Source organism: Streptomyces sp. NPDC058796 (assembly GCF_042745235.1).
Taxonomy (GTDB): Bacteria; Actinomycetota; Actinomycetes; order Streptomycetales; family Streptomycetaceae; genus Streptomyces.
In genome coordinates, this window is the sequence record NZ_JBHYOP010000003.1 from 213,228 (window position 1) to 228,800 (window position 15,573).

The window sequence follows — 15,573 nt, forward strand, 5'->3', positions numbered from 1 at the left end:
CGCACAGACTACGCACCGCCAAAACCCCCGAGCCCCGAAGTTCATCTCAAATCAGGCAACTTGCTCGTGATGAAACCCTGATGTGATCCCGTTCACCGATCCCCCTCTTGTCGCGCACGGAAGCTCGTTCTATCGTGCTGATGTATCGAGTCGATACATCAGCGCGGCATAAGGGCGAGAGGAGGCGACGATGAGCCGGCGTTCCGGCATCCTTGAGTTCGCCGTACTCGGCCTGCTCCGCGAATCCCCGATGCACGGCTACGAGCTGCGCAAACGACTCAACACATCACTGGGTGTGTTCCGGGCGTTCAGCTACGGGACGCTCTACCCCTGCCTCAAGACGCTGGTCGCCAACGGCTGGTTGATCGAGGAGCCGGGGAACGTCGGCGAGGCCGCGGCCTCCCTCACGGGGCGGCGCGCCAAGATCGTCTACCGGTTGACGGCCGACGGCAAGGAACACTTCGAGCAGCTCCTCTCACAGACCGGCCCGGACGCGTACGAGGACGAGACCTTCGCCGCTCGCTTCGCGTTCTTCGGCCAGACGTCGCGTGACGTGCGCATGCGCGTTCTCGAGGGCCGGCGCAGCCGGCTGGAGGAGCGCCTGGAGAAGATGCGGGCCTCCCTGGCCCGCACCCGGGAGCGACTCGACGACTACACGCTCGAGCTCCAGCGCCACGGAATGGAGTCCGTGGAGCGCGAGGTGCGCTGGCTGAACGAGCTCATCGAGAGCGAGCGGGCGGGGCGGGACCTGAGGGGCTCCGCCGCGGAGGGGACCGCTCAACAGGACACGACATCTGGAGCGACGGGCGGCCTGCCCCGGCCCGGGGACGACCCCCGGCCGGATACGCCCGGCGACACCGCCACGTGAGCGCCCAGTCAGGGCCTCACTCGTACACACAGGGAGCAACCGGAATGGGTTCGGTTCGCGTAGCCATCGTCGGCGTGGGCAACTGCGCCGCATCGCTGGTGCAGGGCGTCGAGTACTACAAGGACGCCGACCCGGCGTCCAAGGTCCCGGGCCTGATGCACGTCCAGTTCGGCGACTACCACGTCCGTGACATCGAGTTCGTCGCCGCCTTCGACGTGGACGCCAAGAAGGTCGGCCTGGACCTGGCGGACGCCATCGGCGCCTCCGAGAACAACACCATCAAGATCTGCGACGTGCCGAACAGCGGCGTCCAGGTCCAGCGCGGTCACACTCTCGACGGTCTCGGCAAGTACTACCGCGAGACCATCGAGGAGTCCGCCGAGGAGCCGGCCGACATCGTCCAGGTGCTCAAGGACAAGCAGGTCGACGTCCTCGTCTGCTATCTGCCCGTCGGCTCCGAGGACGCGGCGAAGTACTACGCCCAGTGCGCCATCGACGCCAAGGTCGCCTTCGTCAACGCCCTCCCGGTCTTCATCGCCGGCACCAAGGAGTGGGCGGACAAGTTCACCGAGGCGGGCGTCCCGATCGTCGGCGACGACATCAAGTCGCAGGTCGGCGCCACCATCACGCACCGCGTCATGGCGAAGCTGTTCGAGGACCGGGGCGTAGTCCTGGACCGCACGATGCAGCTGAACGTCGGCGGCAACATGGACTTCAAGAACATGCTCGAGCGCGACCGCCTCGAGTCGAAGAAGATCTCCAAGACGCAGGCCGTCACCTCGCAGATCCCCGACCGGGACATGGGCGAGAAGAACGTCCACATCGGCCCGTCGGACTACGTCGCGTGGCTCGACGACCGCAAGTGGGCCTACGTCCGTCTCGAGGGCCGCGCCTTCGGTGACGTCCCGCTGAACCTGGAGTACAAGCTCGAGGTCTGGGACTCCCCGAACTCCGCGGGTGTCATCATCGACGCCCTGCGCGCCGCGAAAATCGCCAAGGACCGCGGCATCGGCGGTCCGATCCTGTCGGCGTCGAGCTACTTCATGAAGTCCCCGCCGGTCCAGTACTTCGACGACGAGGCACGCGCCAACGTCGAGAAGTTCATCGCCGGTGAGGTCGAGCGCTGACGAGCGCCGGCTCCGGCACGTCGGAGGTCCCCGGGTCACGTGACCCGGGGACCTTTCCCGTATGTGAGGCTGTGCCCCATGGCCGTCGTCCGTGACCTGCGCGTCCTGCTGCGCCTGAAGGGATTCAGGCGCCTGCTCGCCGTGCGCCTGCTCTCCCAGGGCGCCGACGGCGTCTACCAGGTCGCGCTCGCCTCCTACGTCGTCTTCTCCCCGGAGAAGCAGACCTCGCCCGCCGCGATCGCCTCCGCGATGGCGGTCCTGCTGCTCCCCTACTCCCTGGTGGGCCCTTTCGCCGGCGCCCTCCTGGACCGCTGGCGCCGCCGGCAGGTCTTCCTCTACGGCAACCTGCTGCGCGCCGTGCTGGCCTCGCTGACGGCGGTCCTGATGATCGCCTCCGTGCCGGACTGGCTCTTCTACGTCTCCGCGCTCTGCGTCACCGCCGTCAACCGCTTCGTCCTCGCGGGTCTGTCCGCGGCACTGCCGCGCGTGGTCGACGCCGAGCGCCTGGTGATCGCCAACTCTCTCTCCCCGACCGCCGGCACCCTTGCCGCCACGGCGGGCGGCGGCCTCGCCTTCGTCGTACGCCTCGTGGTGGCGGACTCCGACGCCGCCGTGGTGCTGCTGGGCGCCGCCCTGTACCTCTGCGGGGCACTGGCGTCCCTGCGCATCGCCGTGGACCTGCTCGGGCCGGACCGTACGCAGGCGCCGCGCCTGGCGTCGACGCTCGCCGTCACCGCCCGCGACCTGGTGGCGGGGGCACGCCATCTCGCCGCGCCCGCGCGCCGGGAGGCGGCCTGGTCTCTCGCGGGCATGACGCTGATGCGGTTCTGCTACGGCGCACTGCTGGTCATGCTGCTGATGCTGTGCCGGTACGCCCTGACCTCGGACACGGACGACGGGCTGGCCCTGCTCGGGCTCGCGCTGGGTGTCTCCGGCGCGGGATTCTTCGCCGCGGCCGTGGTCACGCCCTGGGCGGCGGGCCGGCTCGGGCCCGGCCGCTGGATGGCCGTGTGCGCGGGTGCCGCCACGGTGCTGGTACCGGTGCTCGGGCTGCCGTTCGCCACCGTGCCGCTGCTCGTCGCGGCGTTCGTCCTCGGACTGACGACCCAGGGGGCGAAGATCGCCACGGACACGGTGGTGCAGTCCTCGGTCGACGACGCCTTCCGTGGCCGGATCTTTTCCGTCTACGACGTCCTGTTCAACGTCGCCTTCGTCGGCGCCGCCGGGGTGGCCGCGCTGATGCTGCCCCCGGACGGCCGCTCGGTCACGCTGATCGTGACAGTCGCCGTGATCTACGGAGCGGTTGCTGCGGCTATGACCCGGTTTGAGCGCCAGTAAGTGTCACATCAGTGCCACGAAGCCCCACTGGGCTACAGAGTTGTCAGTGGGGAGCGATAGCTTACGTGCGTCTTATTCGCGACATGTTCGCGACACGCACCTATCTCTTCAGGGGGAACCCAGTGACCACTCCGCCGCCCCAGGGCAACCCGTTCGCGCAGGGCCAGCCGACCGCTCCGCAGCAGACCCAGGGCATGAACCCGTACGCGCAGGGCCAGCAGGGCTTCCCCCAGCAGGCCGGCCAGCCGGGATTCCCCCCGCCCGGCGCGCCCGTTCCCCCGCCCTCCCGCTCCAACCGGTTCAAGAAGAAGCTGCTGAGCATCGTCGGCGTGATCGTGGTGGCCGCCGCGATCGGCGGGGTGAAGTGGTACCTGGGACAGTCGGACGCCGAGACCACCGCGGTGGGTGACTGCATGCACAACGAGGGCACGCAGCTCGAGCCGGAGCTCAAAACGGTCGACTGCTCCGCTAGTGACGCGGAGTACGAGGTGGTCGAGAAGTTCGACAACACCAGCGACGACAGCAAGTGCGAGGCGGTCAAGGAGGCGACGATCGCCTACTACCAGACGGGCAGCAGCAGCCACAAAGTGGTCCTCTGCCTCAAGGAAGTGAAGTAAGGCCCGCAACCGGGCGCGAAGAGCGGGGTCATGTTTCACGTGAAACATGACCCCGCTCTTCGCATGATCACCCCTGCTGCGCTGCCCACCACTCCTTGAGCGCACCCACCGCGGCGTCGTGCTCCATCGGCCCGTTCTCCAGGCGCAGCTCCAGCAGGTGCTTGTACGCCTGTCCCACGGCCGGCCCGGGTCGGATGCCGAGGATCTCCATGATCTGGTTGCCGTCCAGGTCCGGACGGATCGCGTCCAGCTCCTCCTGCTCCTGAAGCTGAGCGATCCGCTCCTCAAGCCCGTCGTAGGCACGGGAGAGCGCCGAGGCCTTGCGCTTGTTGCGGGTCGTGCAGTCCGAGCGGGTCAGCTTGTGCAGCCGGTCCAACAGCGGGCCGGCGTCCCGGACGTACCGGCGGACCGCGGAGTCCGTCCACTCGCCGGTGCCGTAGCCGTGGAACCGCAGGTGCAGCTCGACCAGGCGCGAGACGTCTTTCACCAGCTCGTTGGAGTACTTGAGCGCGGTCATGCGCTTCTTCGTCATCTTCGCCCCGACCACTTCGTGGTGGTGGAACGAGACACGCCCGTCCTTCTCGAAGCGGCGCGTGCGCGGCTTGCCGATGTCGTGCAGCAGGGCGGCCAGCCGGAGGGTGAGGTCGGGACCCTCGGTCTCCAGTGCCATCGCCTGTTCCAGAACGATCAGCGTGTGGTCGTAGACGTCCTTGTGCCGGTGGTGCTCGTCCCGCTCCAGACGCAGGGCCGGCAACTCGGGAAGGACGTGCTCGGCCAGCCCGGTCTCCACCAGCAGGGACAGGCCCTTGCGGGGGTGGGGGGAGAGGATGAGCTTGTTCAGCTCGTCCCGGACCCGCTCGGCCGAGACGATGTCGATGCGCCCGGCCATGTCCGTCATGGCCTTCACGACCTCGGGCGCCACCTCGAAGTCGAGCTGCGCGGCGAACCGGGCGGCGCGCATCATCCGGAGCGGGTCGTCCGAGAACGACTCCTCGGGCGTGCCGGGGGTGCGCAGGACTCGGGCCGCGAGGTCTTCGAGCCCGCCGTGCGGGTCGATGAACTCCTTCTCCGGGAGCGCGACCGCCATCGCGTTCACCGTGAAGTCGCGCCGGACCAGATCGTCGTCGATGGAGTCGCCGTACGCCACCTCCGGTTTGCGCGAGGTGCGGTCGTACGCCTCCGACCGGTAGGTGGTCACCTCGATCTGCCAATTGCGATCAGCGTCTCCGACGCGGGCGGCCTTCTGAGCCCCGACCGTGCCGAAGGCGATCCCGACGTCCCAGACCGCGTCCGCCCAGGGCTTCATGATCTTCAGTACGTCCTGCGGGCGGGCGTCGGTCGTGAAGTCCAGATCATTGCCGAGCCGGCCGAGCAACGCGTCCCGGACGGAGCCGCCGACCAGGGCGAGGGAGAACCCGGCCTCCTGGAAGCGGCGGGCGAGGTCGTCGGCGACCGGGGCGACCCGCAGCAGTTCGCTCACCGCTCGGCGCTGCTCCTGGCTGGGGACACTGGGGTTGGCTTCGTTGGCGTTCGGCACAACAGAAAAGGGTACGTGGCTCGCGCGGAACCCCGCGCCCCCATTGATCGCGTACCGAACACCCCCATCAGCACCCCTCCCTATATAGGCGCACATACGGGACGGCCGCGACCGGCGGCGGATCTTGTGGTGTACGTCGCGGCACTTACCCTCAGCGCGCATCGTTACCATGCGTGGACGCACATTCCGACGACCACTGACGAAGACGAGGGACGGGCGAGCGCGTGGCCGAGGCGGCAGACTTCCAGGGGACCAGTCCCTCACCTGCCCGCCGGTGGCTGCGGCGCACCACGGCACTGGTCGCGGGCGCGCCCCTGCTGGCCGGCCTGGTCCAGCTGCCGGCCGCGAGCCCGGCCCTCGCCGCCGGTCAGCTCTCCGCGAAGGCCGACGGTGACGCGGGCTCCGTGGCCGTCGCCGTGGACTCACTCACTCCCTCGGCACCCACCGACGGTGACACGGTGACCGTGTCCGGCACCGTGACCAACAACGGCGAGCAGACCGTCACCGACGCCCACGTGGGTCTGCGGCTGGGGCCCGAGATCAACACCCGCTCGTCCGTCGACGCGATCGCCAAGGACGCCGCCGGCCTCCAGGGGTCCGTTCCCCCGGAGATCGACGACAAGTACACGGAGAAGTTCTCCAAGCTCGCCCCCGGCGTCGCCGAGCACTTCAACATCTCCGTCCCGGTCGACGACCTGGACCTCGGAGACGACGGAGTCTACGAATTCGCCGTGTCCCTCTCCGGTGAGACCTCCGCCCAGCCCTGGGAGCAGGTCCTCGGCATCCAGCGCACCTTCCTGCCCTGGCAGCCCGGCAAGGCCGGCACCACGACGAAGACGACGGCGCTGTGGCCGCTCGTCTCCACCACGCACATGGCCGCCGAGACCGGGCCGAACGAGGAACAGACACCGGTGTTCCTCAACGACGACCTGGCCAAGGAGATCTCCCCCGGGGGACGCCTCAACCAGATGGTGACGCTCGGCAAGGACCTCGACGTCACCTGGGTCGTCGACCCCGACCTGCTGGCGTCCGTCGACGCGATGACGGGCAACTACAGCGTCCGCGACGGGGACAAGACGGTGGCCGGCACCCACCAGGACGTGGCCAAGCAGTGGCTCGCCGACCTCCAGGACGCGGTGGCCGACGAGGAGGTGATCTCGCTTCCCTTCGCCGATCCGGACCTGGCCTCCCTGGCCCACAACGGCACCGACGTCACCGGCTCCCTGAGCCAGCTCAAGAGCGCCACGGACGTCATCCACAACACGGTCGATCCCATCCTGCACGTGAAGCCGAGCACCGACTTCGCCTGGCCCGTGGCCGGCGCGGTCGACCGCTCCATCGTCAAGGTCGCCACCTCGGCGGGCGCCGACAAGGTGATCGCCCGCAGCGACAGCCTCCAGGAGACCAGCGGCCTGCCGTACACGCCCTCCGCGGCCCGCCCCGTCGGCGGCGGCACGACGGCCGTCGTCGCGGACGCCCGGCTGTCCACGGCGTTCGAGGGCGACCTGACCGACGCCTCCGCGTCCACGCTCGCGGTCCAGCGGTTCCTCGCCCAGAGCCTGTCCCTGAACCTCCAGACCGGCAAGCAGCGCAGCGTCGTCATCGCCCCGCAGCGGATGCCCACCGGCAGCCAGGCCCGCGCGATGGCCGAGGCATTGCGCGCGCTGCAGGACGGCACCTGGTCCGAGCCCCAGAAGCTGTCGGCGGCCGCCGCGGCCAAGCCGGACCCGGACGCCACCACGAAGGTCCCGAGTGCCTCCGCCTACCCCGCGTCCCTGCGCAAGCAGGAGCTGCCCCGGTCGGCATTCGTGCAGATCGCGCGCACACAGGACGCGCTCGACAACTTCAAGGTCGTCCTGTCCGACCCGTCCCGGGTGGCGACCCCCTTCGGACGCGCACTGAACCGGGAGATGTCCGCGTCCTGGCGCGGCCGGGCCGACGAGGCGGAGTCCTTCCGCACCGGGGTCAAGTCGTACCTCGACGGGCTGACCGGCCGGGTCAGACTGATCGACAAGTCGGAGACGAAGCTCTCCGGCCGCAGTGCCACGATCCCCGTGACGGTGCAGAACAACCTGGTGCAGGACGTCGGGCCCCTGGTCCTGCGGCTCACCTCCACCAACCCGACCCGCCTGGAGATCGACGGCGCCGATTACGAGGAGCAGCCGATCTCGGTCTCCGGCGGCCACAGCCAGTCGGTGAAGTTCACCACGTCGGCCAACGCCAACGGCCGGGCCACGGTGATCGCCCAGCTGTACACGATGGACGGGCGCGCGTACGGCGCCCCCGTCACCTTCGACGTGAAGGTCACCGAGATCACGGCAACCGTGATGCTCGTCATCGGCGGCGGCGTCCTGCTGCTCGTCCTGGCCGGCTTCCGGATGTACACCCAGCGCAAGCGGGCGGCGGCCCGCGACGCCGAGAAGGCCGAGGCCGGTGGCACGGAGACCGCCGAGGACGCCGAGGACGGTCCGGAGAACCCGGAAGGCCCCGGCGAGCGTCTCGACGAGGAGTCCGACGCACGCCCCCGGGCAGGCGACCCGGAGCAGCCGAGTGACCCGACACCGGACACCGCAGCGGAAAACGCCGACCCGTCCGGCACGGGTGAGAGAGTGGACCGTTGAGGATGTCGTGGCCGTGGGCCCGGGACGATGAGGTGGGGTAACCATGAACGCGCCGTACGACGGTGACCGCGGTGGGACCGCGGACGGCTCGGGTCACCCCGAGGGTCCGCCGTCCGACCCCGGACAGACACCGCCGCAGCCGCACGCGGACATGTACCTCCAGGACGCCTACGACCAGGATCCCTACCGGGCGCACGACCTTTCCGCCCAGGACCCGGTCTCCGAGGCGCTCTACGACCGCGCCGCGCACCCGCCACCGCCGCCGGGCGCCCACCCGCCCCAGCAGCCGCTGTACTCCCAGCCCTCCCAGTCGCCCTACGCCCCCGACCCTCGCGTCTGGGCCCAGACCCCGGCCCCCGAACCGGAGGGCCCCACCCAGTACCTGCCGTACGGCGACGACCCGCGCACCACTCAGTTCGTCGGCGTCGACGACCTGGTCACCCAGGCGGGCGAGCAGCGCCACGAACCGGACGCGTTCGCCCACCTGTTCCGCGACCAGCAGCAGGGCGGCGGCCACCCCTCGTACGACAACCACGCCTCCGTCCCCGCCCCCGCCCCGGCACCGGGCCCCTACGGAGGCGGCCCCGGGCAGCAGCCGGGCCAGTACGGCGACACCCAGGGGCACACTCCATACGAAAACGCTCCGGCACCCGGGCCGTACGGCGCGCAGCCGCCGGCGTACGGGCAGCAGCACGCGGCGCCCGCTCCGGGCCAGTACGCGGTGGCTCCCACCCCGGAAGCGGCCGAGGCTCCTCTCCAGGAGCCCGAGCCCGCCCCCGCGGCCGTCGCGCCCAAGAAGGGCGGTCGTGCGGGCGGGCTGCTGAAGTCGAGCGCGCTGATGGCGGCGGGCACGATGGTGTCGCGGCTGACCGGGTTCATCCGGTCGGCGCTGATCGTCTCGGCACTGGGCGTCGGTCTGCTCGGTGACACCTTCCAGGTCGCCTACCAGCTGCCGACCATGATCTACATCCTGACCGTCGGTGGCGGTCTGAACTCGGTCTTCGTACCGCAGCTCGTGCGGGCCATGAAGGACGACGAGGACGGTGGCGAGGCCTACGCCAACCGCCTGCTGACCCTCGTCATGGTGGCGCTCGGCGTCCTTACCGTGATCACGGTCTTCGCCGCGCCCCTGCTGATCCGGCTTCTGTCCAACCCCGTGGCCAGTGACCCGGCCGCGAACGAGGTCGGCATCACCTTCGTCCGCTACTTCCTGCCCTCGATCTTCTTCATGGGCCTCCACGTGGTGATGGGGCAGATCCTCAACGCCCGCGGCAGGTTCGGCGCGATGATGTGGACCCCGGTCCTGAACAACATCGTCATCATCGTGACCCTGGCGATGTTCATCTGGGTGTACGGCACCGCGGAGACCTCCGGGATGAAGGTCACGAGCATCCCGCCGGAGGGCGAGCGACTGCTCGGCATCGGTGTCCTGCTGGGCCTCATCGTGCAGGCCCTCGCGATGATCCCCTACCTGCGGGAAACGGGCTTCCGGCTCCGGCTGCGCTTCGACTGGAAGGGCCACGGACTCGGCAAGGCGGTCACCCTCGCCAAGTGGACCGTCCTGTTCGTCCTCGCCAACCAGGCGGGCGCCATGATCGTCATCCAGCTCTCCACGGCCGCCGGCAAGGCGTCGCCCGTCGACGGCACGGGCTTCGCCGCCTACGCCAACGCGCAGCTGATCTGGGGTCTGCCACAGGCCATCATCACCGTCTCCCTGATGGCCGCCCTGCTGCCCCGCATCTCCCGCTCGGCCTCCGAGGAGGACGGCGGTGCGGTCCGGGACGACATCTCCCAGGGCCTGCGCACCACGGCCGTCGCGATCGTCCCCGTCTCCTTCGGTTTCGTCGCCCTCGGCATCCCGATGTGCACCCTCATGTTCGGCTCCTCGGGCACGAGTGAAGCCACCAACATGGGCTACATGCTGATGGCCTTCGGCCTCGGCCTCATCCCGTACTCCGTCCAGTACGTCGTCCTGCGCGCCTTCTACGCCTACGAGGACACCCGGACGCCCTTCTACAACACGGTCATCGTGGCCGTGGTCAACGCCGCCGCCTCGGCGCTGTGTTTCCTCCTCCTGCCTTCGCGCTGGGCCGTCGTCGGCATGGCCGCCTCCTACGGACTGGCCTACGTGACCGGTGTCGGTGTCGCCTGGCGCAGGCTGCGCAAGCGGCTCGGCGGCGACCTCGACGGCGCACGGGTGCTGCGGACGTACGCCCGGCTCTGCATCGCATCCGTGCCGGCCGCGCTGCTCAGCGGGGCGGCCTGCTACGCGATCAGCCGTGCGCTCGGCCAGGACGTCGTGGGATCGTTCGCCGCGCTGCTGGCCGGCGGTGTGCTGCTGTTCGGCGTCTTCTTCGTCGCCGCCCGCCGCATGCGCATCGAGGAAGTCAACTCGCTGGTCGGCATGGTGCGCGGACGCCTGGGACGCTGAGAGGCGGGGTAGGCGCACAACCATCGTTCACCGCCGTGTGTCGTGCATAGCGGCGGACTGTGGGCACAATTGGGTTCGGCGTCGGACCGCGCGCATCGGGAGCCGGTCGGCGCGCATGGAATGGGGAGGCAGAACGACGGTGGCGGAACGGAGCACAGCTGCCGTCGACGTGGCAGACAACAGCGGTGACGAGCCGCTGACCGCACAGGCGGACCAGTCCACGGCCGACGGGGTGGCCAACAACCGGGAGCGGGACACGGACAGCGACGAGGCACAGGGGAGCCCGACGAGCGAGGATTCCGGCAAGGCCTCGCCTCCCGAACTGCACAGCGGGCACAAACTCGCCAGACGCTACCGCCTCGAGGAGTGCGTCACCCGTCTGGACGGCTTCAGCAGTTGGCGGGCCGTCGACGAGAAGCTCCGCCGCGCCGTCGGAGTACACGTCCTCCCGGCGGACCACTCCCGTGCCCGTTCCGTGCTGGCCGCGGCGCGCTCCTCCGCCCTGCTCGGCGACCCCCGTTTCGTCCAGGTCCTCGACGCCGTCGAGGACAACGACCTGGTCTACGTCGTCCACGAATGGCTCCCCGACGCCACCGAGATGACCGCGCTGCTCGCCTCCGGCCCGCTGGAGGTGTACGACGCCTACCAGATGGTCAGCCAGGTCGCGTCCGCGATGGCGGCGGCCCACCGTGAGGGCCTCGCCCATCTTCGTCTGAGCCCCAACGCGGTGCTGCGGACCTCGACGGGTCAGTGGCGGATCCGCGGCCTCGCCGTCAACGCCGCCCTGCGCGGCATCAGTTCCGAAACCCCTCAGCGCACCGATACGGAGGCCATCGGTGCCCTGCTGTACGCGGCGCTCACCCAGCGCTGGCCCTACGAGACCGACGCCCACGGTCTGGCGGGTCTGCCGAAGGACATCGGGCTGATTCCGCCCGACCAGGTGCGCGCGGGTGTCCACCGCGGCCTGTCCGAACTCACCATGCGGGCGCTCGTCAACGACGGCGCCACCGCCTCCCGCCACGAGTCCCCGTGCACCACGCCGGAGGAGCTGGTGAAGGCGATCGGCGAGATGCCCCGCATCCGTCCGCCGGAGCCCGCGTACACGGCCCCGCCCGAGTACCAGCGCACCGCCTACCAGCAGGGCGCCTATGGCCGCCCGGCACCGCGTCCCGGCGCCACCCAGCCCGTGCCGACGCCGCCGCCACCTCTGCAGAGCCGTACCGGCAAGGCGCTGAAGTGGAGCGTCTCCGCCCTGCTCATCGCGGCGCTCGGCCTGGGCAGCTGGCAGCTCGCCGACGCGCTCATGGAGCGGGGTGGCAAGGCCGACGACCAGAACCAGACGCAGACGACGGACGGCGACGACAAGAACGACGAGCAGTCCCGGCCGGCCAAGCCGATCGCGGTCCAGGGAGCTCAGGAGTTCGTCGTCAAGGGCGACGCGCAGCACCCGGGCGACGTCGGCAAGACCTACGACGGCGACAGCGCGACCCTCTGGCGGACCAACAGCTTCTACGAGGGGCCGGTCATCGGACCGTTCAAGCCGGGCGTCGGCATCGTCTACGACCTCGGCTCGTCCAAGGAACTGTCAACGGCGGACGTAGGGCTGTTCTACGGCGGCGACCACACGACGGTGGAGCTGTACGCCGCGGACTCCTTGCAGCCCTCGTCGATCGACGCGATGCGGAAGATCGGCACGGTCACCACAAACGGGACCGACGCCACGGTCAAGCTCACCAAGCCGGTGAAGACGCAGTACGTCCTCGTGTGGCTCACCGCTCTGCCCCACGCACCCGGCGACAAGTACAGCGACCCCGGGTACAAGCAGGCCATCACCGACGTGACGTTCAAGGGCTGAGAGCCCGGCGGTTGAAGGGGAGGGGGTCCGATGGCAGACGGCACCGCCTACGGCGACGTCAGCGATCAGGACCTCCTCGCCCGCCACGTCGAGGGCGACCCCGCCGCTTTCGGAGAACTCGTCCGCCGTCACCGCGACCGTCTCTGGGCCGTGGCCCTGCGGACGCTGGGGGACCGCGAGGAGGCGGCCGACGCCGTCCAGGACGCCCTCGTCTCCGCCTACCGGGCCGCCCACACCTTCCGTGGCCAGGCGGCCGTCACGACCTGGCTGCACCGGATCACGGTGAACGCCTGCCTGGACCGCGCCCGCAAGGCCGCCTCCCGGAAGACCGCTCCGGTCGACGACACCGAGCGCCTGGAGCAGCTCCTGGAGCCGCACGAGTCGGCGTCGGCCCCCGCCGAACGCAACGACCTGCACCGTCAGCTCCTGGAGGCCCTGGACACCCTGCCGGCCGATCAGCGGGCGGCGCTCGTCCTGGTCGACATGCAGGGCTACCCCGTCGCGGAGGCCGCCCGGGTCCTGGACGTGCCGACCGGGACGATCAAGAGCAGGTGCGCCCGGGGCAGGGCCAGACTTCTGCCGCTGCTGACCCACCTGCGCCCGGACGGCAGCGGCGAGGACGCGAAGCCCCCAGGGGACACGAAGGCCGGCCAGGGCAGGAAGGCCGGCGATGAACGGAACCGGACTCAGGGGACATCCGTCCCACCGGCAGCGGGACCGCGCCGTGCGGGTCCGCCGGACGCAGGGCCGAGCGATTCAGCCGCAGTGAAGGGCGGAGGTGGACGAGCGTGACGTCGTCGACGACAGACATGACCGGGCACCCGGACGTCGCCGAGATCTCCGACCTCGCCGAGGGACTGCTCCCTCCGTCACGGAACACCGACGTCCAACGGCACCTGGAGACCTGTGAGCTCTGCACGGACGTCTACACATCACTGGAGGAGATCCAGGGACTGCTCGGCACACTGCCGGGGCCGGAGCGCATGCCGGACGACGTCGCGGCCCGTATCGACGGAGCCCTCGCCGCGGAGGCACCGCTGAGCGCAACCGCCACCGACGACGGCGCGCGTGTTTCACGTGAAACACCGGCACCCACGAACCGCCCCGCCGGGAACGCCCGCACCTCCTCCACCGGCCCTGGGCGCAAGGAGCGCCGGCGAGGGGGACGCCGCAGGATCGCCGTACTCGGCGCCGTGGCCGCCGCAGCCACCCTCGGACTCGGCTCCGTCGTCGTCTCCTCCCTCACCGGTGGCGACCCGGCCGACGACACCGCCCACGGGGGGCAGACGGCGCTCGCGGACACCTTCTCCGAGGGGAAGCTCAAGGAACAGGTCGCCGGCCTCATCGCCGACGAGCAGGACACCCGGAACGCGCCTCGTACGCCGCGCAGCTTCGGCATGGAATCCGAGACCGGCGCCGAGAACCATGTCTTCAAGCAGCCGACGGTTCCCGAATGTGTCCAGCGGGGCATCGGCCGGGGCGACGCGGCACTCGCCACGAAGGAAGGCGTCTACAAGGGCAAGGAAGCACTCCTCGTGGTCCTGCCCGACGCCGCCAACGACAGCCGGGTCACCGCCTACATCGTCGAGTCGGCATGTGTGGGCCAGCCCAGCGTCAGCAAGGCCAAGGTGCTGCTGAAGCACTCCTACGCGCGCTCCTGAAAGCACGCTCAGCCCTCGCCCGGCGCGTGTCTGCCGTGTGCCCGGACACAGCGGGAATGCGCGCCCCTTAGGATCCGTTGGGTGGGGTGAGGGCTCCGAGAGAAGCTCCACCCGGCCCTGAAGACGCAGTCCAGAGACGAGGAATGAAGCCGTGAGCGACGTCCGAAACGTGATCATCATCGGCTCCGGGCCCGCCGGCTACACGGCGGCGCTCTACACCGCGCGCGCGTCGCTGAAGCCGCTGGTGTTCGAGGGCGCCGTCACTGCGGGCGGCGCCCTGATGAACACCACCGAGGTGGAGAACTTCCCGGGCTTCCAGGACGGCATCATGGGCCCCGAGCTCATGGACAACATGCGCGCCCAGGCGGAGCGCTTCGGCGCCGAGCTGATCCCGGACGACGTCGTGGCCGTCGACCTGACCGGCGAGATCAAGACCGTCACCGACACCGCGGGCACGGTCCACCAGGCGAAGGCCGTCATCGTCACCACCGGTTCCCAGCACCGCAAGCTCGGTCTGCCGAACGAGGACGCCCTCTCCGGCCGTGGCGTCTCGTGGTGCGCGACCTGCGACGGCTTCTTCTTCAAGGACCAGGACATCGCCGTGATCGGCGGCGGTGACACCGCGATGGAGGAGGCCACGTTCCTCTCCCGCTTCGCCAAGTCCGTGACGATCGTCCACCGCCGTGACACCCTGCGCGCCTCAAAGGCGATGCAGGAGCGCGCCTTCGCCGACCCCAAGATCACGTTCGTCTGGGACAGCGAGGTCGCCGAGGTCCAGGGCGACCAGAAGCTGTCGGGCCTGAAGCTGCGCAACGTCAAGTCTGGTGAACTCTCGGACCTGCCGGTGACCGGCCTGTTCATCGCGATCGGCCACGACCCGCGCACCGAGCTCTTCAAGGGCCAGCTCGACCTGGACCCGGAGGGCTACCTGAAGGTCGAGTCCCCGTCGACCCGCACCAACCTCACCGGTGTCTTCGCCGCCGGTGACGTGGTCGACCACACCTACCGCCAGGCCATCACCGCCGCCGGTACCGGGTGCTCCGCCGCGCTCGACGCGGAGCGCTTCCTCGCCGCGCTCACCGACGAGGACAAGGCAGAGCCCGAGAAGACCGCTGTCTGACCCCCACCCACTCCACGCACCAACCAGTTAAGGAGCCCGCCGTGGCCGGCACCCTGAAGCACGTGACCGACGACTCGTTCGAGCAGGACGTTCTCAAGAGCGACAAGCCCGTCCTGGTGGACTTCTGGGCCGCCTGGTGCGGTCCCTGCCGCCAGATCGCGCCGTCCCTCGAGGCGATCGCCGCCGAGTACGGCGACAAGATCGAGGTCGTCAAGCTCAACATTGACGAGAACCCGGGTACGGCCGCCAAGTACGGCGTCATGTCCATCCCGACCCTGAACGTCTACCAGGGCGGCGAGGTCGCCAAGACCATCGTCGGCGCCAAGCCGAAGGCCGCGATCGTTCGCGACCTCGAGGACTTCATCGCCGAGTGATGTTTCACGTGAAACACGAAGGGG

12 protein-coding genes are annotated in these 15,573 nt (G+C 69.8%); 11 read left to right on the plus strand and 1 reads right to left on the minus strand.

Annotated features, from left to right (window positions below; translation table 11 throughout):
• Positions 1–190 precede the first annotated feature (190 nt).
• From ACFW47_RS09680 to ACFW47_RS09695, 4 genes are all read left to right on the plus strand, one after another.
• Positions 191–868: a PadR family transcriptional regulator gene (locus ACFW47_RS09680; protein WP_019324689.1), complete on the plus strand. Its 678-nt coding sequence runs from the start codon at positions 191–193 to the stop codon at positions 866–868.
• A 44-nt stretch (positions 869–912) separates the two neighbouring features.
• Positions 913–1,995 carry an inositol-3-phosphate synthase gene (locus tag ACFW47_RS09685; RefSeq protein ID WP_382718246.1) on the plus strand — a complete coding sequence of 361 codons (1,083 nt, stop codon included), beginning with the start codon at positions 913–915 and terminating at the stop codon, positions 1,993–1,995.
• A gap of 78 nt (positions 1,996–2,073) precedes the next feature.
• Complete coding sequence (locus tag ACFW47_RS09690) at positions 2,074–3,333, plus strand: MFS transporter (RefSeq protein WP_386280161.1); 1,260 nt, start codon at positions 2,074–2,076, stop codon at positions 3,331–3,333.
• A 122-nt stretch (positions 3,334–3,455) separates the two neighbouring features.
• A complete protein-coding gene (locus ACFW47_RS09695) occupies positions 3,456–3,950 on the plus strand; it encodes a hypothetical protein (RefSeq protein WP_386280159.1) in 495 nt (164 codons plus the stop codon).
• Between the two features lie 67 nt (positions 3,951–4,017).
• Here ACFW47_RS09695 and ACFW47_RS09700 read toward each other — a convergent pair whose 3' ends face one another.
• The gene (locus tag ACFW47_RS09700) at positions 4,018–5,487 is read right to left on the minus strand and encodes a CCA tRNA nucleotidyltransferase (protein WP_386305417.1); all 1,470 of its coding nucleotides are present in this window, start codon (positions 5,485–5,487) and stop codon (positions 4,018–4,020) included.
• Positions 5,488–5,711: 224 nt separating this feature from the next.
• Here ACFW47_RS09700 and ACFW47_RS09705 point away from each other — a divergent pair, with 224 nt between their 5' ends.
• From ACFW47_RS09705 to trxA, 7 genes are all read left to right on the plus strand, one after another.
• Positions 5,712–8,108, plus strand: coding sequence for a DUF6049 family protein (locus tag ACFW47_RS09705; protein ID WP_386305418.1), 2,397 nt, complete (start codon positions 5,712–5,714; stop codon positions 8,106–8,108).
• Between the two features lie 43 nt (positions 8,109–8,151).
• Positions 8,152–10,539 carry a murein biosynthesis integral membrane protein MurJ gene (gene murJ, locus ACFW47_RS09710; protein WP_386280150.1) on the plus strand — a complete coding sequence of 796 codons (2,388 nt, stop codon included), beginning with the start codon at positions 8,152–8,154 and terminating at the stop codon, positions 10,537–10,539.
• Between the two features lie 139 nt (positions 10,540–10,678).
• Positions 10,679–12,394 carry a protein kinase family protein gene (locus tag ACFW47_RS09715; RefSeq protein ID WP_386280147.1) on the plus strand — a complete coding sequence of 572 codons (1,716 nt, stop codon included), beginning with the start codon at positions 10,679–10,681 and terminating at the stop codon, positions 12,392–12,394.
• 30 nt (positions 12,395–12,424) lie between these two features.
• Positions 12,425–13,186 (plus strand): RNA polymerase sigma factor SigM, encoded by a 762-nt coding sequence (gene sigM, locus ACFW47_RS09720; protein ID WP_386305419.1) that lies wholly within the window; start codon positions 12,425–12,427, stop codon positions 13,184–13,186.
• 17 nt (positions 13,187–13,203) lie between these two features.
• A complete protein-coding gene (locus tag ACFW47_RS09725) occupies positions 13,204–14,055 on the plus strand; it encodes an anti-sigma factor family protein (RefSeq protein ID WP_386305659.1) in 852 nt (283 codons plus the stop codon).
• 151 nt (positions 14,056–14,206) lie between these two features.
• Entirely contained in the window at positions 14,207–15,175 is a 969-nt protein-coding gene (gene trxB, locus ACFW47_RS09730; RefSeq protein WP_386280143.1) for a thioredoxin-disulfide reductase, read from the plus strand.
• 41 nt (positions 15,176–15,216) lie between these two features.
• Complete coding sequence (trxA, locus tag ACFW47_RS09735) at positions 15,217–15,549, plus strand: thioredoxin (RefSeq protein WP_143641354.1); 333 nt, start codon at positions 15,217–15,219, stop codon at positions 15,547–15,549.
• Positions 15,550–15,573 lie beyond the last annotated feature (24 nt).